The following is a 24,657-nucleotide window of genomic DNA, read 5'->3' as shown; positions in this document are numbered from 1 at the left end:
CCTAATCCAGTTGCTTTACTGGAATACTGGTTAAATCCCATTGCCAATTATGAATAGTATCTGGCAATTCACGCATTTCAATACAATCTACTGGGCAGGGAGCAACACATAAGTCGCAACCGGTACACTCATCTATGATAATGGTATGCATTTGCTTTGCTGCACCAATAATGGCATCAACAGGACAAGCCTGTATGCACTTAGTACAGCCGATACAGTCTTCTTCAATAACAAAAGCAACCTTAGGGCGGTTACTTTTTGGAGCATCACCGCTAACATGACTATCATCAATAGGTTGAACTTCAACGCCCATTAAATCTGCTATTTTCTTGATAGTATCTTCACCACCGGGGGCACATTTATTAATCGCCTCTCCATCGGCAACGGCTTGAGCGTAAGGCTTACAACCTGGGTAGCCGCATTGGCCACATTGTGTTTGAGGAAGTAGTGCATCAAGCTGGTCAACTATGGGATCTGCATCGACTTTAAAACGTACGGAGGCAAAACCTAATAGGGCACCAAAAACGGCAGCAATACTGCCTAAAACAAGGATGGCAAGAAGGATGTTCATGTTAAATTTTCACCAAACCGGTAAATCCAAGGAAAGCTAATGACATTAAACCAGCGGTTATCATCGCAATAGCAGTCCCCTTAAAAGGTGCAGGTACATCGGCATTGGCTAACTTTTCACGCATGGCAGAAAACATAATTAATACCAAGGAGAAACCTAGCGCGGCTCCAAAGCCATAAATAATCGATTCAAAAAAGCCATGCTGTAATCGTAAATTAAGTAAGGCTACACCTAGTACTGCACAGTTGGTGGTGATCAACGGTAAGAAAATACCCAATAAACGATAAAGGCTAGCACTGGTTTTGTGAACAACCATTTCAGTAAATTGTACAACGACTGCAATCACCAATATAAAACTCATGGTGGTTAGGTATTCAAGATTTAGTGGTACAAGCAGGTATGTGGTAACTAAGTAACTCAGCAGAGAGGCTAAAGTCATTACGAAAACAGTGGCGAATGACATGCCTATAGCGGTTTCAGTACGTGACGAGACCCCCATGAAAGGGCATAAGCCAAGAAATTGTACTAAAACAAAGTTGTTTACAAGTACAGTGCCAACGAGAAGTAACAGATAATCAGTCATTTACTTTAAAGGTCATTAGGTTATTTACGATAATTATGCCGCTATTATCCGTGTTTTTAGTTTATTTAACAACACACCGGCAGTAAGGGTATTACGCTTTTATTCATTTTCTTTGCTTTGAAATAACAAATGTTACTTCTGTAAAAAAGCCGAATGCTTATGATACATTCGGCTTCATGAAATACAAAGGGGCAAGACTAACTATAATTGAGCAGGTTTTCCAACATAATAGCCCTGACAACCATCAATAAAGAGTTTTTCTAACGTGTGCTTCTCTTCTTGGCTTTCGACACTTTCAGCTAATACGCTAATGCCAAGTCTATGAGCTAAATCTACCATTAAGCGTAAGAAATATTGATTGTTCTTATCATCGTCAATATCACGAGTGTAAGAACTGTCCATTTTAATGTAGTCAGGTGTTAGATCTCTGAAGAACTTAAATGAAGTTAAGCCTACACCAAATCGCTCTACAGTAACTCTTGAGCCAACACGATGTAACATGTCAACTAAGCGTTTAGCGGTTTTAATGTTCTGTTGAAGACCTAATTCTGATATTTCAAACACTAATCGAGAGGCTGCGCTTGGTTCGCGCAGTAACTTACGCTCTAGCCAAATCATAAAGTGCTCATTGTTAATACTCCGAGGACTAATATTGATACCATAGCTACTGTCTAGCATATTTTTGCTGGTTATTTCTTTAATGGCCGTATCGATGATAAGTCGGTCTACATCGGTTATTTTGTCTAGTTTCTCTGCCATAGCAATGAATGTTGCCGTAGGTAACATGTCATTATTAGCATTAAGGAAACGCGCTAATATTTCTCCGTAAACGCGAGTATTACGACCACTTGGTTGGATTGGTTGTAATAATAAACTAATGCGGCCAGCACTTAAGACGCTATCTATCTCTTGTCGCCAGTTTTGATTGCCAAAGTTTGCGCTAGTATCATTTAAAATATCAATATCTTTTTGCGAATACCATGAATTTACTTTTTGCGTTTGAGCAACACTTACACCGGTATCAGCTAGCGCTAATAATTCACCTAATGGCTTTGATTTATCAAAATAGACTAAACCAGTGAAGGCTACAGAATCTAATTCATTAACTTGTTGGTAGTCATTAAACTTAATTGTTAATTCACTCGCATAGTCTTCAGCCATCTTTAATTTCACGTTAGGCAATATAGTGGCAAAATCAGAACTGTTTAAACGGAAGATTTTTCCAGTAGGTCTTGAGATTAAAGCCGTTTTTATTATCTCAGCAACTTTTACAATGTAATTATCACCTGAGTTATAACCGTGGACTTGATTAATGGTCTGCAACTCAGAGCAGCGAGTAATTAGAAGAACACCAAAATTAACTGGGCTGTCATTTACAATTTCATTCTCATAAAATTGGACAAATCGATTTCGATTCTCAATGCCAGTTAAACTATCCACATGAGCTTCTATTTCCAGACTGGTCGTATTCTTAAATTGCTCTGTCATCATCGACTTGATTTCAGCAATACCTTCTTCTAAAGCAGGTATCTCTAGTAGTTGTTGATTATCCTGTTCCTTAGTAATGAAATCTGAATTATTAATTTGTGCTAGTTCATTACTAATTTGCTTGCTAATAATACTGAAAATAGACAGTTGTAATTTATAATTTAATCTTGCTGAAATAAAAACAAATAAAATGGATAGCGCAGTAACACCTATAAACAATTGCGTTAAAAAAATAATTATTCCGATAAAATCTAATTGGTACTGAACTTGTAAATTAAGCTCACTTACCGAAACTGTTTTTCGTTGTGCTAAAAATGAATCAAGAGGGTGAATATAATCATTTTGATAATCAACGAGTATTAGAGAGTCACGTTTAATAATTAAGGTTTGGTAATCGTCGCTGGCATTTAAGACAGTTGATAACTTAGTGGACAACTCTTGCACAGAAACATCATAGTCAACAAATTGTTGACTAATAGTTTGAATGGTTTTTTGTTGTGATAGCGTTTGCTGATTTACATAAGTGGAAAGCAAGAAGAGTGCAATAGCGCCTAAAGCGATTATGAAAACTAATGCAAACAATATATTTTTGATAAATAACTTAGAAAACTTATACATAATGAGATTAAATGCTCCGTTAGAAATCTATCAAGGGGAATAGACATACTGTATATATCAGTGCTATTTTTTATATAAAATGATAGTTATATTAATAGCTGCATTATAAGGGCAATACTAACATATTGTAAAATATAAATTAATTTTAGCAAATATTTCCTCGATATTGATAAGACAGATATTGCACAATAAACTACTTTTCTAGTGGATAATGCTTAATCCCTCTTGCGCTTGCTGGCGAGCCATTATATAATTTGCCGCAATAGAGCTTAATAAGATGCCACTGAATAAACTAACATGTTTTATGTTGTTTATATTCTTATTAATATTATTGGTAGCTTAGCTATTAATAACCAGATTAAACTGATTTTTTGTTTAATCTAGGGGGAAAACAGTGAAATAAGCCCCTGATTTGGGGTTTTTTTGTTTTTTTACGCGTCTAAATCACGTAATTAAAGACAAATACAGTAAAAATCTCGCTGGGCTATGTGCCCTTTTTTTATATCTAAAATTTATACTGTACTGCTTATGCATTTATCATGAGGGTAGAGTAACAGGAGAAAACGCTTGGCTAAATTTGAGCAAAAACTAACTGACTTATTAAGACCTGCAGTTGAAGAAACTGGCAAAACTTTGCATGGCATTGAGTACATCAGTGCAGGCAACAACTCAGTTTTACGTTTGTTTATTGACCATGAAAATGGCATTAATGTTGACGATTGTGCGGAAGTAAGCCGTCAAGTTGGTGCAGTATTAGATGTAGAAGACCCTATTAGCAGTGAATATAGCTTAGAAGTTTCATCACCAGGTGTTGATCGCCCATTATTTGAATTAGCACATTTTCAAGAAGTCATTGGTGAAACTATTAATGTAAAAATTTCGATGCCTTTAAACGGACGTCGAAAGTTCAAAGGGCCATTAGTTGCCATTGAAAACGATACCTTAATAGTAGAAGTTGATAGCATCGATTATGAACTTGCTATCAGCAATGTAGATAAAGCGAATCTTGTCGCAAAGTTTTAAACCTTGAATAGATTAAAAACAGTTAACATAAATTAAAGGCTAAGTAGCATGAGTAAGGAAATATTACTGGTTGTTGATGCGGTTTCTAATGAAAAAGCATTACCACGAGAAAGCATTTTTGAAGCAATGGAAACTGCTTTAGAAACTGCTACCAAGAAAAAATACGAAGGGGACATCATTGTACGTGTCAGCATTGACCGTATAAGTGGCGAGTTTGAGACTTTTCGTCGTTGGTTGATCATTGAAGATGGCGAACCGATGGAAAATCCATACGCTGAAATTGGTTTAGCAGCAGCGCAATACGATGCTCCTGAATTAAATGTAGGCGATTATTCGGAAGATCAAATTGAGTCAGTAAAATTTGACCGTGTAACCACGCAAACAGCTAAACAAGTTATCGTTCAAAAGATACGTGAAGCTGAACGTGCTTTAGTGACTGAAGCTTATCAAGAACACTTAGGCGAGATTGTTACTGGTGTTGTTAAAAAAGCTAGCCGTGAGAGTGTCATCGTCGATTTAGGTAATAACGCTGAAGCCGTTATTTACCGTGATGACATGTTACCACGCGAAACATTTCGTCCAGGTGATCGTGTACGTGGTTTATTGTATGAAATTAAACCAGAAGCACGTGGTGCACAATTATTTTTAAGCCGTACTAAGCCTGAAATGTTAATTGAGCTTTTCCGTGTTGAAGTGCCAGAAATTGGCGAAGAAATGCTAGAAATTAAGGGTGCCGCTCGCGACCCTGGTTCTCGCGCTAAAATTGCCGTTAAAAGTAATGACAAACGTATTGACCCTGTTGGTGCTTGTGTTGGTATGCGTGGTTCACGTGTACAAGCCGTTTCTGGCGAGTTAGGTGGAGAGCGTGTTGATATCGTATTATATGATGACAACGTTGCTCAATATGTAATTAACGCTATGTCACCTGCTGAAGTTGCTTCAATTATTGTTGATGAAGACAAAGGCACTATGGATATTGCCGTTGAAGAAGCTAATTTAGCTATGGCGATTGGCCGTAGTGGTCAAAACATTCGTTTAGCAAGCCAATTAACGGGTTGGGAACTAAATGTAATGACTGTTGCTGACATGAAAGAAAAACATCAGGCAGAAAACGATAAAGTATTAAACTTGTTTATTGATAAGTTAGATCTTGATGAAGATTTTGCCACATTACTAGCAGAAGAAGGTTTCACTTCATTAGAAGAGATTGCCTATGTACCAACAGCTGAAATGCTAGATATTGATGGTCTTGATGAAGAAATCATTGAAGCGCTTCGTGAACGTGCTAAAGAAGCATTAACTACACAAGCGCTAGCTAGCGAAGAAACTTTAGAAGGGTCTGAGCCAGCTCAAGATTTACTTGACCTTGACGGTTTAGAGCGTCATTTAGCATTTGTTTTAGCTAGCCGAGGTGTTCGCACACTTGAAGAGTTAGCTGAACAGGGTATCGATGAAATTAGCGATATTGAAGAATTAGATGAAACCAAAGCGGGTGAGCTAATCATGGCTGCGCGTAACATTTGTTGGTTTAACGAAGAATAATAACACCGGAGAATAATATAGATGGCAGATATAACTGTAGCAGAACTTGCCAAAGAAATCGGAACACCGGTGGATCGCTTAGTCACTCAATTAGCTGACTCAGGCGTGAATAAATCGGCTACCGATGCTATTTCGCAAGATGAAAAAGAAGCCTTATTAGGACACCTTAAAAAACAACATGGTGATGAGTCGGAAGCAAAACCGAACAAACTCACTTTAAACCGTAAAACTAAATCTACTCTGACCATGGGTCACGGAAGTAAAGCTAAGTCGGTTAATGTTGAAGTTCGCAAAAAACGTACTTACGTGAAGCGTAGTGAAGTTGAAGATGAAAAATTAGCTGAAGAAGCAGCGAAAGCTGAAGCTGAAGCGGCAATTTTAGCCGAAGCAGATGCTAAAGCGAAAGCTGAAGCGGCAGCTAAAGAAGCTGAAAATGAAAAAGGCGTAGCAGCAGCTAAAGCTGAAGTTGAAGCCGAGCGTAAAGCTGAAGCTAAAATTGAAGCAGCAGCTAAGGCAAAAAATGCCGCTGTAGAAAAAGCTAAAAATGTTGAACAAGCACCAGAAAAGGTAGCTGAGACAGAAGAAGCGAAAAAACTTCGTTTAGCACAAGAAAAAGAAGCGGCGGCAAAAATTGAAGCCGAAGCGGCAGAAGCGGCTGCAGCAGCTAAAAAACTTGCTGAAGAAAATGAAGGCCGTTGGAAAGAACAAGAAGCTGAACGTAAAGCGAAAGAAAAAGAAGTTGTACATTTAACGTCTTCTGTTTATGCACAAGAAGCTGAAGATAAAAGTGACTCTGCTGATGAAAGTGGCCGTCGACGTAAGAAGAAAAAAGCACCAGATCGTAATGCTCGTGGTCGTAATAGTGGCCGTGGTAAAGGTAAAACCTTGTCTTCACCACAAAGTTTAAAACATGGTTTTACTAAGCCAGTTGAAACTAAATTACAAGACATTCGTATCGGTGAAACAATTTCTGTTGCAGAACTTGCAAATAAAATGTCTAAGAAAGGCGCTGAAGTTGTTAAAGCTATGTTTAAATTGGGTGCTATGGCAACCATTAACCAAGTAATTGACCAAGAGACCGCAGCACTTGTTGCTGAAGATATGGGTTTTGAAGTTGTACTTGTTAAAGAAAATGCTTTAGAAGAAGCGGTACTTGCTGATCGTAATGATTCTGGTGAAGAGATTACTCGTGCGCCAGTTGTTACTATTATGGGTCACGTTGATCATGGTAAAACATCACTACTTGATCACATTCGTGAAGCGAAAGTAGCTGACGGCGAAGCGGGTGGTATTACTCAGCATATTGGTGCTTATCACGTAGAAACGGGTCATGGTATGATCACTTTCTTAGATACTCCTGGTCATGCTGCCTTTACTGCTATGCGCTCTCGTGGAGCAAAAGCAACAGATATTGTAGTTATTGTTGTTGCTGGTGATGATGGTGTTATGCCACAGACGATTGAAGCAATTCAACATGCTAAAGCCTCTGATGTGCCTATTATCATTGCTGTTAACAAAATGGATAAAGAAGGTGTTGATCCAGAGCGTGTTAAAAGTGAATTGTCACAACACGATGTACTTTCAGAAGAGTGGGGCGGTGAAGTTCAATTCTGTCATGTATCCGCTAAAACTGGTTTAGGTATTGAAGAGCTTCTTGATTCTATATTGTTACAATCTGAAGTATTAGAACTAACAGCTGTTGTCGATAAAATGGCAAGTGGTGTTGTGGTTGAGTCTAAATTAGATAAAGGCCGTGGCCCAGTAGCTACAGTACTAGTACAAGAAGGTACTTTAAAGCAAGGTGACATTGTACTTTGTGGTTTAGAATATGGCCGTGTACGTGCCATGCGTGATGAAAATGGCAAAACTATCCAATCAGCGGGTCCATCTATCCCAGTTGAAATTATTGGATTAAGTGGTGTTCCAATCTCAGGTGATGAAGCGACTGTTGTAAAAGATGAAAAGAAAGCACGTGAAGTTGCTTTATTCCGTCAAGGTAAATTCCGCGATGTGAAGCTTGCTCGTCAACAAAAAGCTAAACTTGAAAATATGTTTGCTAGTATGGCAGAAGGCGATATTTCAGAAGTAAATGTTGTTATTAAGTCAGATGTTCAAGGTTCACTTGAAGCAATCAGTGATTCACTACTTAAGTTATCAACTGATGAAGTTAAAGTTAAAATCATTGGTTCAGGTGTAGGTGCTATCACTGAAACTGATGCAACGCTAGCGGCTGCTTCTAATGCCATCGTAGTTGGTTTCAATGTTCGTGCAGACGTTTCTGCTCGTAAAGTCATTGAAGCAGAAAACATCGATTTACGTTATTACAGTGTTATCTACGCTTTAATTGAAGAAGTTAAACAAGCCATGAGTGGCATGTTAGCACCAGAATTCAAGCAAGAAATCATTGGTCTAGCTCAAGTTCGTGATGTGTTTAAGTCTCCAAAAATCGGTGCTATTGCTGGTTGTATGGTTACTGAAGGTATTATCAAGCGTAGTGCACCAATTCGCGTATTACGTGAAAACGTTGTTATTTACGAAGGTGAACTTGAATCATTACGTCGCTTTAAAGATGACGTTCAAGAAGTTCGTAACGGTGTTGAATGTGGTATCGGTGTTAAGAACTACAATGATGTACGTGTTGGTGATCAGATCGAAGTATTTGAAACAATCGAAATAAAACGTTCATTGTAACTAGTATCTCATTGCTAGTAGGCTCAATTATTGCGTTGGAAATACTCATTGACATGCGTCAACTCCGTGCTTCCGCCTTATATTTGAACCAACTAGCTTCGAACTAATAGTTAAATATCTTTAAAAGGGGCTTATGCCCCTTTTGTGTTGATAATTTATAAATATAGGAAGCTGTCATTTATTAATAACAGTTTCATAGGAGTATACGATGGCTAGAGAATATGCCCGTACTGACCGAGTTGGTCAGCAAATCCAAAAAGAAATCGCGACTATTTTAATGCGCGAAATTAAAGATCCTCGCCTAAGCATGACGACAGTATCTGCTGTCGAAGTCACTCGTGACTTAGCTTACGCTAAGATTTTTGTAACTTTTTTTAATGATAATCAAGATGAAATTAAAGCCTCGTTAGAGGTATTAGCAGAAGCTGAAGGTTATATCCGTTCATTGCTAGGTAAACGTTTACGTGCTCGCATTATGCCGCATTTACGCTTTGTTTATGATAGCTCAATGAGTGAAGGGGTTCGCATGAGCGCCTTAGTAGACCAAGCTGTCGCTAGTGATAAGAACAATGATACACAAGTTGACGATGCACAGGTTGACGATGAACCAAGTGATGATAGTGAGAAAGGCGAATAAGTAATGGCAAAACGTAGAAAAGGCCGTCAGGTCAATGGTGTTTTGTTATTAGATAAGCCCCATGGACTGTCATCAAACCATGCTTTGCAAACAGTTAAGCGAATTTACTTTGCTCAGAAAGCAGGTCATACGGGTGCATTAGATCCATTAGCAACGGGTATGTTACCAATTTGTCTAGGTGAGGGAACTAAGTTCTCACAGTACCTACTTGATACAGATAAAACGTATCAAGTTACAGCCAAACTAGGTGTTCGTACTACGACAAGTGATGCTGGTGGTGAAGTTGTCAGTGAAAAAGCGGTTGATGTTTCAAGTGAACAGCTAGCGGAAGCTTTAGAAAGCTTTCGTGGTACAACCAAACAAGTTCCGTCTATGTATTCTGCGCTAAAACATCAAGGACAGCCTTTATATAAATATGCTAGAGAAGGTATTGAAGTACCGCGCGAAGCACGTGATATCACGGTATTTAACCTTGAATTATTACGTTTTGAACATGATGAAGTTGAACTAAATATTCATGTTTCCAAAGGGACTTATATCCGAACTATCGTTGATGATTTAGGGGAATTATTAGGTTGTGGTGCTCATGTGGCTCACCTTAGACGTTCTGCTGTTGGTAATTATCCGATAGAAAAAATGATAACATTACCTGAGCTTGAAGCCTTACTTGAACAAGCTATTGCAGATGAAATTACACCTTCGGATGTTCTTGACCCATTATTGTTACCTATGAATAGCGCAGTAGATGGTATGCATTGTGTGTATGTTGATGACATGTCTGCCAATTTCTTACGTCATGGTAACCCAGTACAAGCTTATAACCAGCCTGAAGCGGGCAGTGTTCAAGTGTACCTTGGCGAAGATGAAAATGATGCTGACGCTGAATTTATTGGCGTAGGTTTTATCAATGATGATGGTTTAGTTGCACCTAAACGTATCGTTGTTTTAGAACAGTACTAGCGAGTTAGATTGTTATATCGCCATCGTAACTGAAAATCCAGAATTCAGTTGGAACGGTTATTATGGGGCAGGTGAATTAATAAAGCTCAGGATTGAACTAATCACTTGCTTTTTAGTTATTGGCTGCTAGAATACGCGCTCTTTCGTCATCAAGGCTAAATTAGTGTTTGGCTTGATGCGTATTTTAATCACTCTTAACTCAATTAATATTGAGGGTAGGGTTAACACACTAAGGATTTTATAATGTCTTTAAATGCTACAGAAAAAGCTGCAATCGTTGCAGAATATGCTCAATCAGAAGGTGATACTGGTTCTCCAGAAGTTCAAGTTGCTTTGTTAACTACACAAATCAACCACTTACAAGGTCACTTTAAAGCGCACATCCATGATCACCATTCACGTCGTGGTTTATTACGCATGGTTGCACAACGTCGTAAATTACTTGATTACTTAAAAGGTAAAAACGTTGACCGTTACGGCGCGTTAATCGGTAAATTAGGTCTACGTCGTTAATAGCAACTTGCTAACGACTGTAAATTAAACGACTAAAAGGAGCCAATTGGCTCCTTTTTTGTTTTCTGTCGTTTACACTTTTACCATTAGTTTCTAAAAGGGTGCATAAATTTGTGCTTTAAAGTAATAATTGCCCTTTGAAGCTAGCATTCATACGCTCAGTTAGTATAATGACCGTGAAAATTTACATGTACTGATTTTTATAAACATTAAAAGTGGTATGTATATCTTTTCAAACACAAACCAATCCAAACTGTATAATTTTTTGTTCCACTTAGTTAGGCATGCTATTCGTAGCGTTGACCAAAATACTCAGTGAATAAATAATTGTACAGATTGGTAAATATTATTAATAAAGACAAATTTAAGGAAATTAATTAGATGTTAAATCCAATTACTAAAAAATTTCAACTAGGTAAACATACTGTAACACTTGAGACTGGTGCAATTGCACGTCAAGCATCAGCAGCAGTTATGGCAAGCATGGACGATACGTGTGTACTTGTTTCAGTTGTAGGTAAAAAAGAAGCGAAACCAGGACAAGATTTTTTCCCACTAACAGTAAACTACCAAGAGCGTGCTTACGCTGCTGGTAAAATCCCTGGAAGTTTCTTTAAACGTGAAGGTCGTCCTTCAGAAGAAGAAACACTTATTGCACGTCTAATTGACCGTCCAATTCGTCCATTATTCCCAGAAGGTTTCACTAACGAAGTACAAGTTATTATCACTGTTGTTTCAGTTAACCCTGAAATCGCACCTGATATTATTTCTTTAATTGGTACTTCTGCTGCATTAGCTATTTCAGGTCTTCCATTTAGTGGTCCTGTTGGCGCAGCGCGCGTTGGTTATACTGACGGTCAATACATCCTTAACCCGCTTCAATCTGAATTACCAACAAGTCAATTAGACCTAGTTGTATCAGGTACTGATTCAGCGGTATTAATGGTTGAATCTGAAGCTGACGTATTGTCTGAAGAAGTAATGCTTGGTGCTGTTGTATATGGCCATGAGCAAATGCAAGTAGCTGTTTCAGCAATTAAAGAATTTAAAGCAGAAGTTAACACTCCTTCATGGGATTGGGTTGCTCCTGTTAAAAATGCTGAATTATTAGCTAAAATTGCTGAACTTAGTGAAGCACAAGTTAACGAAGCATACCAAATTACTGAAAAAGCTGTTCGTTACGAAAAAATTAAAGAAATCCGTAGCTCAGTACTTGAAGCGTTATTAGCAGAAAATGCTGATGTTGACGTTCAAGAAGCTAAAGATTTGTTCCATGATTTAGAAAAAACTGTAGTACGTGGCCGTATTACTGATGGCAACCCTCGTATCGATGGTCGTGATCCTGAATCAATTCGTGCTTTAGACGTGATGACAGGTGTATTACCAAGAACTCATGGTTCTGCAGTATTTACACGTGGTGAAACTCAAGCATTAGTTACAGCTACGCTTGGTACTCAACGTGATGCACAACGTCTTGATACGTTAATGGGTGATAAGACTGACCCATTCATGCTTCATTACAACTTCCCTCCTTATTGTGTAGGTGAAACTGGATTTGTTGGTAGCCCGAAGCGTCGTGAAATTGGCCATGGCCGTTTAGCGAAACGTGGTATGTTGGCAGTTATGCCTTCACTTGAAGAATTCCCGTACGCAGTACGTGTTGTTTCTGAAATCACTGAATCAAATGGTTCATCTTCAATGGCTTCAGTATGTGGTACTTCATTAGCACTTATGGATGCTGGTGTTCCAATTAAAGCTTCTGTTGCTGGTATCGCAATGGGTCTTGTTAAAGAAGGCGAAAAATTCGTTGTTCTTTCTGACATCTTAGGTGATGAAGATCACTTAGGTGATATGGACTTTAAAGTAGCGGGTACCACTGGTGGTATTACTGCACTTCAAATGGACATTAAAATTGAAGGCATTACTCAAGAAATCATGCAGATTGCTTTAAACCAAGCAAAAGCTGCACGTACTCACATTTTATCTGTAATGGATGAAGCTATTGGTGGACACAGAGATGATATCTCTGAATTCGCTCCTCGCATTCATACAATGAAAGTTAGCCAAGATAAGATTCGTGACATCATTGGTAAAGGCGGCGCAACTATTCGTCAACTTACTGAAGAAACGGGTACTACTATTGAAATCGAAGATGACGGCACAGTTAAAATTGCTGCAACTTCTGGTGAGCAAGCTGAAGATGCAATCAACCGCATTAAAGCATTAACTGCTGAAATTGAAGTAGGTACACTTTACACTGGTAAAGTTGTTCGTATCGTTGATTTCGGTGCATTTGTTAATGTTCTTCCAGGTAAAGATGGTTTAGTACATATTTCACAAATCTCTGAAGAGCGCGTTAATAACGTGAGTGAAGTATTAACTGAAGGTCAAGAAGTGAAAGTTAAAGTACTTGAAGTTGACCGTCAAGGCCGTGTACGTTTAAGTATCAAAGAAGCTATGGAAAAACCAGCTGCAGAAGCAACACCAGCCGCTGAGTAATTATGTAAAGTAATAGTTTAGTAAAAAACTTTTACATTTCATTAAGTAAAAAGGAGCCACATGGCTCCTTTTTTGTTTATAATGAAATGATTCCAGTTGTTAGTTATTTATTTATAAGGCATTTTTGTGCATTCTTTTATCAAATCAATTATTCTAATTTTACTCTTAAGTAGTACGCTGTTAACACAAGGTTGTGCTTCAAGTCAGGGAGAGAATAACAATAATATTTCTTCATCAATAATGAATAATATTGTAATTGCCGAACCACTCTCGATTAACTATAAGAGTGAAATAGCAATTGCACGTTTAACTGAAGTGATAAATAGAGCGAAAATATCTGACGTTCAAAGAGCACAATTATTTTATGACCGTGGTGTTTTATACGATAGTGTTGGCTTACGGTCATTAGCGAGATTTGACTTTTCTCATGCATTGCAATTAAAACCTGACTTAATTGACGCTTATAATTTTTTAGGTATTCATTACACGCAATTGCAAGAGTTTGCTCAAGCCTATGAAAAATTTGATTCGGCATTAGATTTAGCGCCTGATCATGAGTATGCGTATCTTAATAGAGGTATAGCACTTTATTATGGTTCTAGACCAGAACTTGCCAGTATTGACTTTAAAGCCTTTCATCAAAAGCAGCAAGATGATCCATACCGTTTATTGTGGTTGTATTTAACTGAGTATGAGGTTGATCCACTTGCGGCAAAATACTCGTTGAAACAACGAGCAGAATTAGTTGATGAACGTACTTGGGCTAAACAGGTTGTTTACCTGTATCTCGGCGAAATTTCACAAGGAGATTTTGTTAAAAATTTAACAAAAGATATAAAATCAAATAAAGAGCTGACTGAGCGTTTATGTGAAGCATATTTTTATTTAGGTAAATATAACCAAACCTTAGGATATCGTGGAAGTGCAGCTAATTACTTTAAGCTTGCATTAAGTACCAATGTTTACGAATTTGTTGAACATAGATATGCAAAGCTTGAACTAGATTTAATGCGTACTAAAAAAGTCGCAAAAACTCAGCCTTAACTATTAAGCCTGATCTAGTCAGGCGAAATTATTTAGCGATCTAAATGCATATTAGTAAAGTTTTCCTTTTGATATTAGTAATGAGCTTGACGATGTCTTTGTCATCAAGCTCATTTTTTTTGTCCCCGTATTTAACTGAGCAATTGACCAATAATAATTATCGAGTAGGCCAATTAACTTACGCACTTAAACATAATCATATTACCGCGCTAAAAATTGCAGAACGTAAAACTGAACTAGGCAGTACTCAGTGGCTCACTCTTAATCGAAAGTTAGCAAAAAACGAAACAAAAGCAGCATTGAATCTTGGCAGTTGGTATCAACAAGCAGCAAAGCAAGAATCAAATACTATGTCGATTAATAAAGCTATTATGTGGTTTGAACAAGGCATTCGTTTAGGCTCAAAACAAGCCATTTTCAACCTAGCACAGTTATATTATCAACAAGGGCAGGTTGTTAAAGCACAAATGACATTAAGGGCCTTACCTGATGTATTGATTAATAATGAGTTAATTGTCGCCGTGATTTTATTGCGTATTACTATGGCTATTGAATTGGGTGATATTACGCGGGTTAAATCGTTATTAAAATCTGATTCGATTAAGTTATATGGTAATGCTCAAACTAACCGTTTATTAACTGATATAGATAAGTACTCAGTAACAGGTAACAGTAAAGTATTAGCAAGAATGGCTAAAAATAAAACTGATATGAACCTCAAAAATTCGGCAACTTGCATTACCAGTTTACAACTTTTTGCCACAAATCTAAGTCATTTAAAGCATCTTGAAAAGCTGATTAATCGCTTTAAACAACAGCAAAAATTAGCAAAATATATATGTCTCCCGATACCTCGATATATTAGTATCAAAAACCTTGATTGTACGGCCCAAGCTCAACAAGCTATCTCTTGTAATGAATTGCGTTGGGAGAGTGTTGCTAAAGAAATTAATACTCGGCATGTAGGATTAATGTTAAAAGAAGGAGGTGCTAACGTACATTTAGGTATTTTATATTTTGATGTTAATGATAATACTGATGTATTTAGCCATGAAGTAAGTCACCTGCTCGGATTTGTTGATGAATACCCGTTAATTAAAGGTCACGCTAAATGCCAAGGAATACAGAAAAAAACTTTTGCGCATAATATAACGGTGTTAAATAAGTTTTATCATGGAGAACAGAAAGAATTAAGGGCAAGTATATTGATGAATATACCATGGGCTCATAGTATTAACGCTAGCACTCCTATTATGCAAGAAGTGAGAACGGGTTCAAATACAAAACAGTATTGGCGTTTGGGTACACCGACAGAATATAAAAATGAAATAGGCATTTATCTTTCAGAAAGTTGTCAAAAATCTGTTTCAATCGACAACTCAATCGCTAATTTCACATCAAGTAATATCGAGTTAGCTTACAATTCTTTTAAGCCGTTAAATCGACATACGCAATTACGATATTTTGAGAATGATTTTCCTGAAGAATACCTTACTTTACTCAACATAAAACCATACGATTATTTGATGCCAAGCTTTCATTACAACATCGCATTGGCTTTATACAATCAAGGTCAACTTGCTAATGTAAAGTATTGGATCGACCAAGCGGTAAAATGGGAAGAAGATCCGGTTAGAAAAAAATATATATTGGAGGGAGCGTTTTAAGGAATGCTATCAAGAGAGCTCTACACTATGGGAGCTTCTTTATTACCACAACTTTGTTAGCCAGATTTCCCTTATCCATAACATTGATTACTTTACTTTCGGTATGATTTTTCTGTGTAAAAGCGGGTCTTTTTTTACGGGTAACATCTAAATAGATCAAAGAGTGTTTTATCGCTTCTTTTTTATGTTTAGCTTCAGTTATTGGCCAATGCGTAAAATTTTCTGTATATCGAATTTCTTGAGCTGCTCTTCTACATTTTTTTTTAAGGTTATATTTTAAATTAGCATTCATTTCTTGATCGTATTTGGTCTTTTCTTGCTTGGGCGTTATAGTTTTATTTGAATTGAAAAATTTATTGAGGCTGGCTTTGAGTTGATAAAAATAGGTAAAAAAACTCATTATAGAAACCCTTCATAGAGGACACCCTATTAGTTATAGTCCAAATCCAACCCTTTACCCAGCACAGTACAGGTTTATTTTCCTTATCTAAACCAGAGAAAATAATTTCTCCTAAACTAACTGCTTAAATTCCTAAGGGAAATTGAGTTATAATAAATGTGTATTTATTAACTTACTTTTAAGCTGCATCACGCTTAGCATGAGCCTTTTATGAACATTTTTTCACCTAACTTATTTCGTCAACAATTTCCACTGATAGAAAGTCATGATCAATCATTGATTGAAAAAGATGATTTCATGCCGTCTTTAATTTACTTCGATAATGCAGCGACCACACAAAAACCACGACAAGTTATCGATTGTCAGCAAGATTATTACCGAAATTTTAATGCGAATGTACACAGAGCTTCCCACCAGTTAAGTAGTAAAGCAACGTTTGCTTTTGAAAAAGCGCGTAGTTTGGTACAAGGATTCATCGGAGCTAAAAGCGTTAAAGAAATTATCTGGACCAAAGGCGCAACTGAAAGCATAAATATTGTTGTACAAAGTTTAGCTAGAAATACCTTATTACCAGGAGATGAAATAGTTCTTTGTGTTAGTGAACATCACGCAAACATTGTACCTTGGCAAATTGTTGCAGAACAAACCGGTGCAGTAATTAAAGTAATACCTATCACGGAACATGGCTATATCGATATTGATGAAATAGAGAATATCATTAGTGATAAAACAAAATATGTAGCTTGCGCCCATATCTCTAATGTTTTGGGGCGAATAAATCCGATTGAGCAAGTGATAGCTAAAGCAAAAGCTGTTGGTGCAATTAGTGTGATAGATGGTACTCAGGCTGTGGCCCATTTTTCTGTAAACGTACAGTCACTCGATTGTGATTTTTATGTTTTTTCAGCGCATAAAATGTATGGCCCAACAGGTATTGGTGTACTTTATGGAAAAAAGAAGCACCTAGAAAGTATGCCTCCTTATCAAGGGGGAGGGGAAATGATTAAAACAGTGAGTTTTACACAAGCAACAACATTTAACTCCTTGCCCTTTAAGTTTGAGGCAGGCACTCCAAATATTGCGGGTGTCATTGCTTTTGCTGAGAGCATTAATTTCCTTAGTCCTCTTTTAACTGATGTTAGTAATAGCTATGGTTTATTTGAAAAAAAACTCGTTAACTATTGTTATCAAGCGTTAGCTAATATAGCGCAAGTTAAATTTATAGTTGGGGGATCCCCTGATATTGGCGTTATCGCTTTTACCTTAACAGGGCACCACAATCATGATATTGCCATGTCTCTCGATACTCATGGTATTGCTATTCGCTCAGGCCATCATTGTGCAATGCCATTAATGACTCATTTAAAGATTGATGGTTGCTTAAGAGTCTCTCTGGCTGCCTACAATACCGTTGCAGAAATTGATTATTTCATAGATTGTTTAAAAAACATTTTATTGGAAGGAACTATTGAACAAACAAATAAACAGGTGAAAGAAGAGGTATTACTAGAATTATCTGCGAAAGAGATGGTCGATATTATTACTCTATTTTCAAGAACAAAAGGCTGGGACAGCCGACATAGAGAAATTATGTTGCTAGGAAAAAAACTGCCACGTTTAGATAAAGCATTACGCGATGAAAATACGCTGATATCTGGTTGTGAAAGTCTTGCCTGGATTAAAGCTGAGCACAGTGTTCAAGGCTTATATTCGTTCACTGCAGATAGTGATGCAAAAATAATTCGTGGCTTATTAGTGATTGTACTCGCTGCTTTTAATAATCAAACAGCGCAACAAATACACCAATTTGACATTAATGATTACTTTGAAAAATTAGGTTTAATGCAACACTTAAGCCCTTCACGCGGTAATGGTGTATTAGCTATTGTTGAACAAATTAAAATAATGGCAAAATGATAGGTAGTTAACTTGGATTCTCTTGATAAAAAGTGAATCCATTTAATTTTAATACATCACCATAGACCAAGGAGTCAGGCTATTGTTAACATTATTTTTGATGTTTTATTAATAGTTTGTCAATGGCTCTACCAACGGCAAAAAATGCAAATGTTGCCGTGACATGCGTTGTTGCACCAAAACCACTTTGACAATCTAACCGTGTTGCACCTTGCTCGCCATTTCTCTTATCAGGTTTAGCCAAACAAACCTCACCTTGTTTACCATCAACAGGATAACGAAGCTGCTCTATTGAATATACGGCATCGATTGAGAACTTTCGTTTACCTGCTGTTTTAAGATCAGCACGTGGAAAGTTAAATTCTCGACGTAGCTGATTTTTTACTTTAGCAAGTAACGGGTCTTGATAAGTTTTGCTCAAGTCTGTGATTTCAATTTTGCTTGGATCCACCTGTCCACCGGCACCACCAATGGTAATAATAGGTAATTTACTGCCTCTGCAATAAGCAATAAGGCGCGTTTTGATGTCTACAGAGTCAATGGCATCAATGACATAATCAAAATCTTTGGTAATTAAACTTGAGAGATTTTCTACCGTTACAAAGTCTTCAACGATATTAACTTGGCACTCAGGGTTAATTTGTTTGATGCGCTCAGCCATAACATCAACTTTACTCATGCCAACCGTATCGGTTAACGCATGTATTTGACGATTTATATTCGTGGTGCAAATATCATCTAAATCAATCAGGGTTATTTTACCTATGCCATTGCGGGCTAGGGCTTCAGCTACCCAAGAGCCAACACCACCGATGCCAATAACACAAAAATTTGCTTGTTTTAAAATATTCGCGCCATGTTCGCCATATAAACGGCTAATGCCACCAAAACGTAAAGAATAGTCAGACATAATGAATTTTAAGAGTCTTGTTGAGTAATTGAGAAGGGAAAGCCGTTATTATAACGTCTAGTTCCTGTGAGTTAAATACAATTCTGGATCAAAGCTTGAGCGATAATCTATCGTGATCATGGTGTTTAAAAGCGCACAAGGTATTTTTTATGTGAATAACAACTATAGGTAGGCGTTATGAGGTTTAGCTATTTTTTACGATAAAAAAGCACAAAAAAGGCAGCGTAAGCTGCCTTTTATATTAATTCATTGATGCTTAAATAAGCATTAAATCATTATCTTTTATTTAATGGTACGAATTCACGGTTAATTTCACCCGTGTATTTCTGGCGAGGACGACCGATCTTCTGACCAGGCTGAGACAACATTTCATCCCAGTGAGCAATCCAACCAACAGTTCTAGACATAGCAAAAATCACGGTAAACATGCTTGAAGGAATACCAATGGCTTTTAAGATAATACCTGAGTAAAAATCAACATTCGGGTAAAGTTTCTTTTCAATAAAGTATGGGTCTTCAAGCGCAACTTTTTCTAATGCCATAGCAACATCAAGTAAAGGATCGCTGATACCAAGCTCATTTAATACTTCATGACAAGTTTCACGCATTACTGTTGCACGAGGATCGAAGTTTTTATAAACACGATGACCAAAGCCCATTAAACGGAATGGGTCATCTTTATCTTTCGCTTTAGCTACATATTCAGCAACGTTTTCTAAGCTACCAATTTCTTCAAGCATAGTAAGACATGCTTCATTAGCGCCGCCGTGTGCAGGACCCCATAAAGAGGCAACACCAGCTGCTATACAAGCATATGGGTTAGCACCAGAAGAACCGGCTAAACGAACAGTAGACGTTGAAGCATTTTGTTCATGATCAGCATGCAAAGTAAATATTCTGTCCATAGCGTTAGCTACGGTAGGGCTTACTATATATTCTTCAGCAGGTACTGAGAACATCATGTGAAGGAAGTTTTCAGCGTAAGAAAGCTCATTGCGTGGGTAAACAAATGGTTGACCAACACTATATTTATAAGCCATTGCAGCGATAGTAGGCATTTTAGCAATCAATCTATGAGCACTACGTTTACGCTGTGCTGGGTCAGTGATATCTAAGTCACTGTGATAGAAAGAAGACATAGCACCAACAACACCACAAAGCATAGCCATTGGATGTGCATCAGGTAAGAAACCATGGAAGAAATGAACTAACTTCTCATGCACCATAGTATGTGTGGTAATGATTGACTGAAATTCTTCATACTCTGATTGAGTTGGCGCATCGCCATTCAATAATATATAACAAACTTCAAGGTAATCAGCTTGCTTAGCTAAGCTATCAATAGGGTAACCGCGATGTTGTAGAACACCTTTGCCGCCATCAATGTAGGTAATAGATGATTCACAAGAACCCGTTGCTAAAAAGCCCGGGTCGTAGGTGAAATAGCCATGGCTACCTAAAGTTCTAATATCAATTACGTCAGTACCAGCGGTACCTTTTAAAACTGGAAATTCACCAATTTCTTTGCCATCAATACTCAGCGTGGCTTTTGATTCAGCCATAATGTTTTTTCCCCTATCAATTATAATTTATGTACATTTACTGACATTCTACTAAGTTGCTTAATACAAAGATTAAAAAGCGAAGTGAATAAATCGTCAGTTTTTGTGACTTTTCTGGGTTTTTTAAACTGCCGACATTCTACCCTGAAATGAATTTAAAATGTAAGAGTAATTATACTAAAGTTTAATGCAGCGAAAATTACTGTTCAAAAAACGCCCTATATGTAACTTAGGATACGGTAAAATTGTAATTCAATGTTATCGACTATATAATCGCTGCGTTCTGTAACTTTTTATGAAGTTACCTGCTTTTTTTGCTTTTGTATTTGCTTTTGTAAAATTGAATAATATTACAAAATCTCACTAGAATCGCATAATGAAGTTAGTTAGACTTATGTCCGAATTGGTACATGAGTTTGTAAAGTTGTAAAAGTTACCGTTCACTTTCGGGAATTGCTTTTGTTTATATTGATTTTTAAGTTTTAATTAAGATTTTAAGTCAGCTAAGTAAAGGCAGTTCATGAGTAACAATAATAAAAGTTGAAGGCTTTCGAGCTCTTTAGGCAACAATTGTGAAAAAACAACGTCCTGTAAACCTAGATTTAACTACGATAAAAATGCATCCAGCAGCTAATGCTTCTATTTTACACCGTGTATCTGGTGTGATTATGGTTTTTGCTATTGGTATTTTATTGTTTACCCTTTCTACCTCTCTTTCTTCTGCTGAAGGATTTGCTCAAATTCAAGGTTACCTTGATGGCTTTTTCTTTAAATTCATTATTTTTGGCTGTCTTTCTGCCTTGACCTTTCATGTTTTAGCCGGTGTTCGACACTTGCTAATGGATCTAGGCCATTTTGAAGAACTCGCTTCAGGTAATGCCACTGCCAAATTAATCATGGTTGTTTGGTTAGCAGTATCAGCAGTTATAGGAGTTTGGTTATGGTAAACGTCGTCACATCAGCAGGCCGAAATGGCGTGCATGATTTTATTCTTTTAAGAGCTAGTGCAATTATTCTTGTACTATATACTTTACTTCTCGCAGGTTTCTTCATAGTAACACCTAGTGTTACTTATGATGTATGGCAAGGTTTCTTTGCTTGTATGAGTGTTAAAGTAGCAACAGTAATGGCGTTATTAGCATTACTTGTTCACGCTAAAATTGGCGTATGGCAAGTTCTTTCTGATTATGTAAAACCTGCGTTCTTACGCGGTGCATTACAATTTATTTTTTCTGTTACTTTATTAGCCTACTTAATGTTTGGCTCTTTAACTGTGTGGGGTGTATAAGTGAGCGTTCCAATTCGTGAATTTGACGCCATTGTTATTGGCGCAGGCGGTGCAGGTATGCGCGCTGCATTAGCAATTTCAGAATCAGGCAAATCTTGTGCCTTGATTTCTAAAGTATTTCCAACTCGATCTCATACTGTATCGGCTCAAGGTGGTATTACCGTAGCTTTAGGTAATGCCCATGAAGATCACTGGGAACAACACATGTACGATACCGTTAAAGGTAGCGATTATATCGGTGACCAAGACGCCATCGAATATATGTGTAAAACAGGCCCAGAGTCTATTATTGAATTAGAGAAAATGGGTTTACCGTTTTCTCGTACGGAAGAAGGTAAAATTTACCAACGTCCATTTGGTGGCCAGTCTAAAAACTTTGGTGGCGAACAAGCCGCTCGTACTGCTGCCGCAGCTGACCGTACAGGTCATGCACTACTTCATTGTTTATACCAACAAAACGTTAAAAACAAAACGAATGTTTACTCAGAATGGTATGCATTAGATTTAGTTAAGAACAGTGATGGTGCTGTAGTTGGTACAACTGCAATCTGCATTGAAACTGGCGAAGTTGTTTACTTTAAAGCACGTGCTACCGTACTTGCTACTGGTGGCGCTGGTCGAATCTTTGCTTCTACAACTAATGCTCACATCAACACCGGTGATGGTGTTGGTATGTCTCTTCGTGCTGGCATCCAAATGCAAGACATGGAAATGTGGCAATTCCACCCAACTGGTATAGCTGGTGCTGGTGTACTTGTTACTGAAGGTTGTCGTGGAGAAGGTGGTTACCTTCTAAATAAAGACGGCGAACGCTTCATGGAGCGTTATGCACCAAATGCTAAAGATTTAGCTGGTCGTGATGTTGTTGCTCGTTCAATGATGACAGAGATTCGTGAAGGTCGTGGTTGTGACGGTCCTTGGGGTCCACATATTAAGTTGAAGCTTGATCATCTTGGCCGTGAAACGTTATATAAACGTTTACCTGGTGTTTGTGATTTATCTAAAACTTTTGCACATGTTGATCCAGCTGAAGAGCCTATTCCAGTTATACCTACATGTCACTACCAAATGGGTGGTGTACCTTGTAATGTTAATGGTCAAGCCCTTAACATTGGCAGTGATGGCAAAGAAACTATAGTTGAAGGTTTATTCGCTGTTGGTGAAATTGCTTGTGTATCAGTACATGGTGCAAACCGCTTAGGTGGTAACTCACTACTTGATTTAGTGGTATTTGGTCGTGCAGCAGGTAACTTCTTAGGTACTTACTTAAACGAAACACAAAATGCTACAGAAGCATCTGAATCTGATCTAGAAGCAGCACTAGCGCGTACTAATCGTTGGGAATCATCTACTAAAGGTGAAGACCCTGTGCAAATCCGTAAAGATTTACAGATGTGTATGCAAATGAACTTCTCAGTATTCCGTGAAGGCGAAGCCATGGCGCAAGGCATGAAAGAGCTAACTGAAATACGTGAACGTTTAAAAAATGCTCGTTTAGATGACAAGTCATCAGAATTTAACACGCAACGTATTGAGTGTTTAGAATTAGATAACTTGATGGAAACAGCTTTTTGTTCTGCAAAAGCAGCAAACTTCCGTACAGAATCTCGTGGTGCTCATGCCCGTCAAGATTTCACTGAACGTGATGATGTAAATTGGTTATGTCACTCAGTCTACACACCAGAGACTGAAGAAATGACTAAACGTGATGTTAATATGAAACCCGTTCACCGCGAAGCTTTCCCTCCGAAAGCACGTGTATATTAAGGAGCATTGTAATGAAACAGTTATTTTCGATTTACCGTTATAACCCTGACGTTGATAATGCGCCATACATGAAAGACTATGAGTTAGAAGTTCCAGAAGGTTCTGACTTAATGGTACTTGATGCACTTATTCTTTTAAAAGAAAATGATTCAAGTTTATCTTTCCGTCGTTCATGTCGTGAAGGTGTTTGTGGATCTGATGGTTTGAACATGAATGGTAAAAATGGCTTAGCTTGTATTACGCCTTTATCAGAATTGAAAGCCGATAAGATTATTTTACGTCCATTACCGGGTTTACCGGTAGTACGTGATTTGATTATTGATATGACTCAATTTTATCAGCAATATGAAAAAATTAAGCCATACCTAATTAATGATGCACAACCAGCTGCGCGTGAAAATATACAAACAATTGAAGAGCGTGATAAATTAGACGGTCTTTATGAGTGTATTTTATGTGCATGTTGTTCAACATCTTGTCCATCTTTTTGGTGGAACCCTGATAAGTTCATCGGCCCAGCAGGTCTATTACATGCGTATCGATTCTTAATCGATAGCCGTGATACTGCAACCGAAGAACGTTTAGATGGTTTACAAGATGCATACAGCGTATTCCGTTGTCATGGCATCATGAACTGTGTTGATGTTTGTCCAAAAGGATTAAACCCAACAAAAGCGATTGGTCATATCAAATCAATGTTATTAAACCGAGCGGTTTAATAAATACCAAACCTAGCTAAACAGAATTTAACTACTGCTTTAGTCTAGGTTTATTTAATTGGTTTTTGTGACAGAATAAGCAGAGTAGTTTCTTTGTTGAGCACTTTAATAGTTTCTTATAAAAGCGTCTCAGTAGATGAACACTCTGTATTTTTATAATAATTTTAAACATTGTAATAATTTTTATAAGTAGTTTGTTTTCTTTACTGCAAAAGTGTTGATTTATTCTATAAATAAATACTTCAATAATAAGTTTAA

General features: G+C 37.4%; 20 protein-coding genes. 14 read left to right on the top strand and 6 right to left on the bottom strand.

Features of this window, described 5'->3' with window-relative positions; all coding sequences use genetic code 11:
* Position 1 precedes the first annotated feature (1 nt).
* From rsxB to ESZ36_RS00935, 3 genes are all read right to left on the bottom strand, one after another.
* Complete coding sequence (gene rsxB, locus ESZ36_RS00945; protein ID WP_146782258.1) at positions 2–571, bottom strand: electron transport complex subunit RsxB; 570 nt, start codon at positions 569–571, stop codon at positions 2–4.
* A gap of 1 nt (position 572) precedes the next feature.
* Entirely contained in the window at positions 573–1,154 is a 582-nt protein-coding gene (gene rsxA, locus ESZ36_RS00940; RefSeq protein WP_011043018.1) for an electron transport complex subunit RsxA, read from the bottom strand.
* A 201-nt stretch (positions 1,155–1,355) separates the two neighbouring features.
* Complete coding sequence (locus ESZ36_RS00935; RefSeq protein WP_146782255.1) at positions 1,356–3,260, bottom strand: EAL domain-containing protein; 1,905 nt, start codon at positions 3,258–3,260, stop codon at positions 1,356–1,358.
* 567 nt (positions 3,261–3,827) lie between these two features.
* Here ESZ36_RS00935 and rimP point away from each other — a divergent pair.
* The 9 genes from rimP to ESZ36_RS00890 all read left to right on the top strand — a co-directional run bounded on the left by rimP (position 3,828) and on the right by ESZ36_RS00890 (position 15,836).
* The gene (gene rimP, locus ESZ36_RS00930) at positions 3,828–4,283 is read left to right on the top strand and encodes a ribosome maturation factor RimP (protein WP_146782252.1); all 456 of its coding nucleotides are present in this window, start codon (positions 3,828–3,830) and stop codon (positions 4,281–4,283) included.
* A 48-nt stretch (positions 4,284–4,331) separates the two neighbouring features.
* Positions 4,332–5,825, top strand: a complete 1,494-nt coding sequence (gene nusA / locus ESZ36_RS00925) for a transcription termination factor NusA (RefSeq protein ID WP_146782249.1) — start codon at positions 4,332–4,334, stop codon at positions 5,823–5,825.
* Positions 5,826–5,846: 21 nt separating this feature from the next.
* On the top strand, positions 5,847–8,516 hold the full coding sequence (gene infB / locus ESZ36_RS00920) for a translation initiation factor IF-2 (RefSeq protein WP_146782245.1): 2,670 nt from the start codon (positions 5,847–5,849) through the stop codon (positions 8,514–8,516).
* 208 nt (positions 8,517–8,724) lie between these two features.
* Entirely contained in the window at positions 8,725–9,153 is a 429-nt protein-coding gene (rbfA, locus tag ESZ36_RS00915; protein WP_146782242.1) for a 30S ribosome-binding factor RbfA, read from the top strand.
* A 3-nt stretch (positions 9,154–9,156) separates the two neighbouring features.
* A complete protein-coding gene (gene truB / locus ESZ36_RS00910) occupies positions 9,157–10,113 on the top strand; it encodes a tRNA pseudouridine(55) synthase TruB (RefSeq protein WP_146782239.1) in 957 nt (318 codons plus the stop codon).
* A gap of 243 nt (positions 10,114–10,356) precedes the next feature.
* The gene (gene rpsO, locus ESZ36_RS00905; RefSeq protein ID WP_011043025.1) at positions 10,357–10,626 is read left to right on the top strand and encodes a 30S ribosomal protein S15; all 270 of its coding nucleotides are present in this window, start codon (positions 10,357–10,359) and stop codon (positions 10,624–10,626) included.
* 381 nt (positions 10,627–11,007) lie between these two features.
* Positions 11,008–13,125: a polyribonucleotide nucleotidyltransferase gene (gene pnp, locus ESZ36_RS00900; RefSeq protein WP_011043026.1), complete on the top strand. Its 2,118-nt coding sequence runs from the start codon at positions 11,008–11,010 to the stop codon at positions 13,123–13,125.
* Positions 13,126–13,251: 126 nt separating this feature from the next.
* Complete coding sequence (gene nlpI, locus ESZ36_RS00895) at positions 13,252–14,169, top strand: lipoprotein NlpI (RefSeq protein WP_146782235.1); 918 nt, start codon at positions 13,252–13,254, stop codon at positions 14,167–14,169.
* A 92-nt stretch (positions 14,170–14,261) separates the two neighbouring features.
* Positions 14,262–15,836 (top strand): SEL1-like repeat protein, encoded by a 1,575-nt coding sequence (locus tag ESZ36_RS00890; protein ID WP_146782232.1) that lies wholly within the window; start codon positions 14,262–14,264, stop codon positions 15,834–15,836.
* A gap of 25 nt (positions 15,837–15,861) precedes the next feature.
* On the opposite strand, the gene ESZ36_RS00885 is transcribed toward ESZ36_RS00890, so the two are convergent.
* Positions 15,862–16,236, bottom strand: a complete 375-nt coding sequence (locus ESZ36_RS00885) for a hypothetical protein (protein ID WP_146782229.1) — start codon at positions 16,234–16,236, stop codon at positions 15,862–15,864.
* A 210-nt stretch (positions 16,237–16,446) separates the two neighbouring features.
* On the opposite strand from ESZ36_RS00885, the gene ESZ36_RS00880 reads away from it, so the two are divergent.
* Positions 16,447–18,153, top strand: a complete 1,707-nt coding sequence (locus tag ESZ36_RS00880; RefSeq protein WP_146782226.1) for a SufS family cysteine desulfurase — start codon at positions 16,447–16,449, stop codon at positions 18,151–18,153.
* 91 nt (positions 18,154–18,244) lie between these two features.
* Here the strand turns inward: ESZ36_RS00880 and tcdA are convergent, their stop codons facing one another.
* Together tcdA and ESZ36_RS00870 are read right to left on the bottom strand one after the other, a co-directional pair.
* Positions 18,245–19,063, bottom strand: coding sequence for a tRNA cyclic N6-threonylcarbamoyladenosine(37) synthase TcdA (gene tcdA / locus ESZ36_RS00875; RefSeq protein ID WP_146782223.1), 819 nt, complete (start codon positions 19,061–19,063; stop codon positions 18,245–18,247).
* A gap of 275 nt (positions 19,064–19,338) precedes the next feature.
* Positions 19,339–20,625, bottom strand: coding sequence for a citrate synthase (locus ESZ36_RS00870; protein ID WP_146782220.1), 1,287 nt, complete (start codon positions 20,623–20,625; stop codon positions 19,339–19,341).
* Between the two features lie 572 nt (positions 20,626–21,197).
* Between ESZ36_RS00870 and sdhC the strand changes: the two genes are divergently transcribed.
* From sdhC to ESZ36_RS00850, 4 genes are read left to right on the top strand one after another with little or no spacing between them, the layout of a single operon-like run.
* Positions 21,198–21,572, top strand: coding sequence for a succinate dehydrogenase, cytochrome b556 subunit (gene sdhC / locus ESZ36_RS00865; protein WP_146782217.1), 375 nt, complete (start codon positions 21,198–21,200; stop codon positions 21,570–21,572).
* Entirely contained in the window at positions 21,566–21,913 is a 348-nt protein-coding gene (gene sdhD, locus ESZ36_RS00860; RefSeq protein ID WP_146782214.1) for a succinate dehydrogenase, hydrophobic membrane anchor protein, read from the top strand. The genes sdhC and sdhD overlap by 7 nt, the downstream gene beginning before the upstream one ends.
* Positions 21,914–23,680, top strand: a complete 1,767-nt coding sequence (sdhA, locus tag ESZ36_RS00855; protein WP_146782211.1) for a succinate dehydrogenase flavoprotein subunit — start codon at positions 21,914–21,916, stop codon at positions 23,678–23,680.
* A gap of 11 nt (positions 23,681–23,691) precedes the next feature.
* Entirely contained in the window at positions 23,692–24,399 is a 708-nt protein-coding gene (locus ESZ36_RS00850) for a succinate dehydrogenase iron-sulfur subunit (RefSeq protein ID WP_146782208.1), read from the top strand.
* Positions 24,400–24,657: the final 258 nt, after the last annotated feature.

The sequence above is a fragment of the Colwellia demingiae genome (genome assembly GCF_007954275.1).
Lineage (GTDB): Bacteria > Pseudomonadota > Gammaproteobacteria > Enterobacterales > Alteromonadaceae > Colwellia > Colwellia demingiae.
Note: the sequence above shows the minus strand (reverse complement) of the source record. Positions and strands in the feature narration are given on the sequence as shown.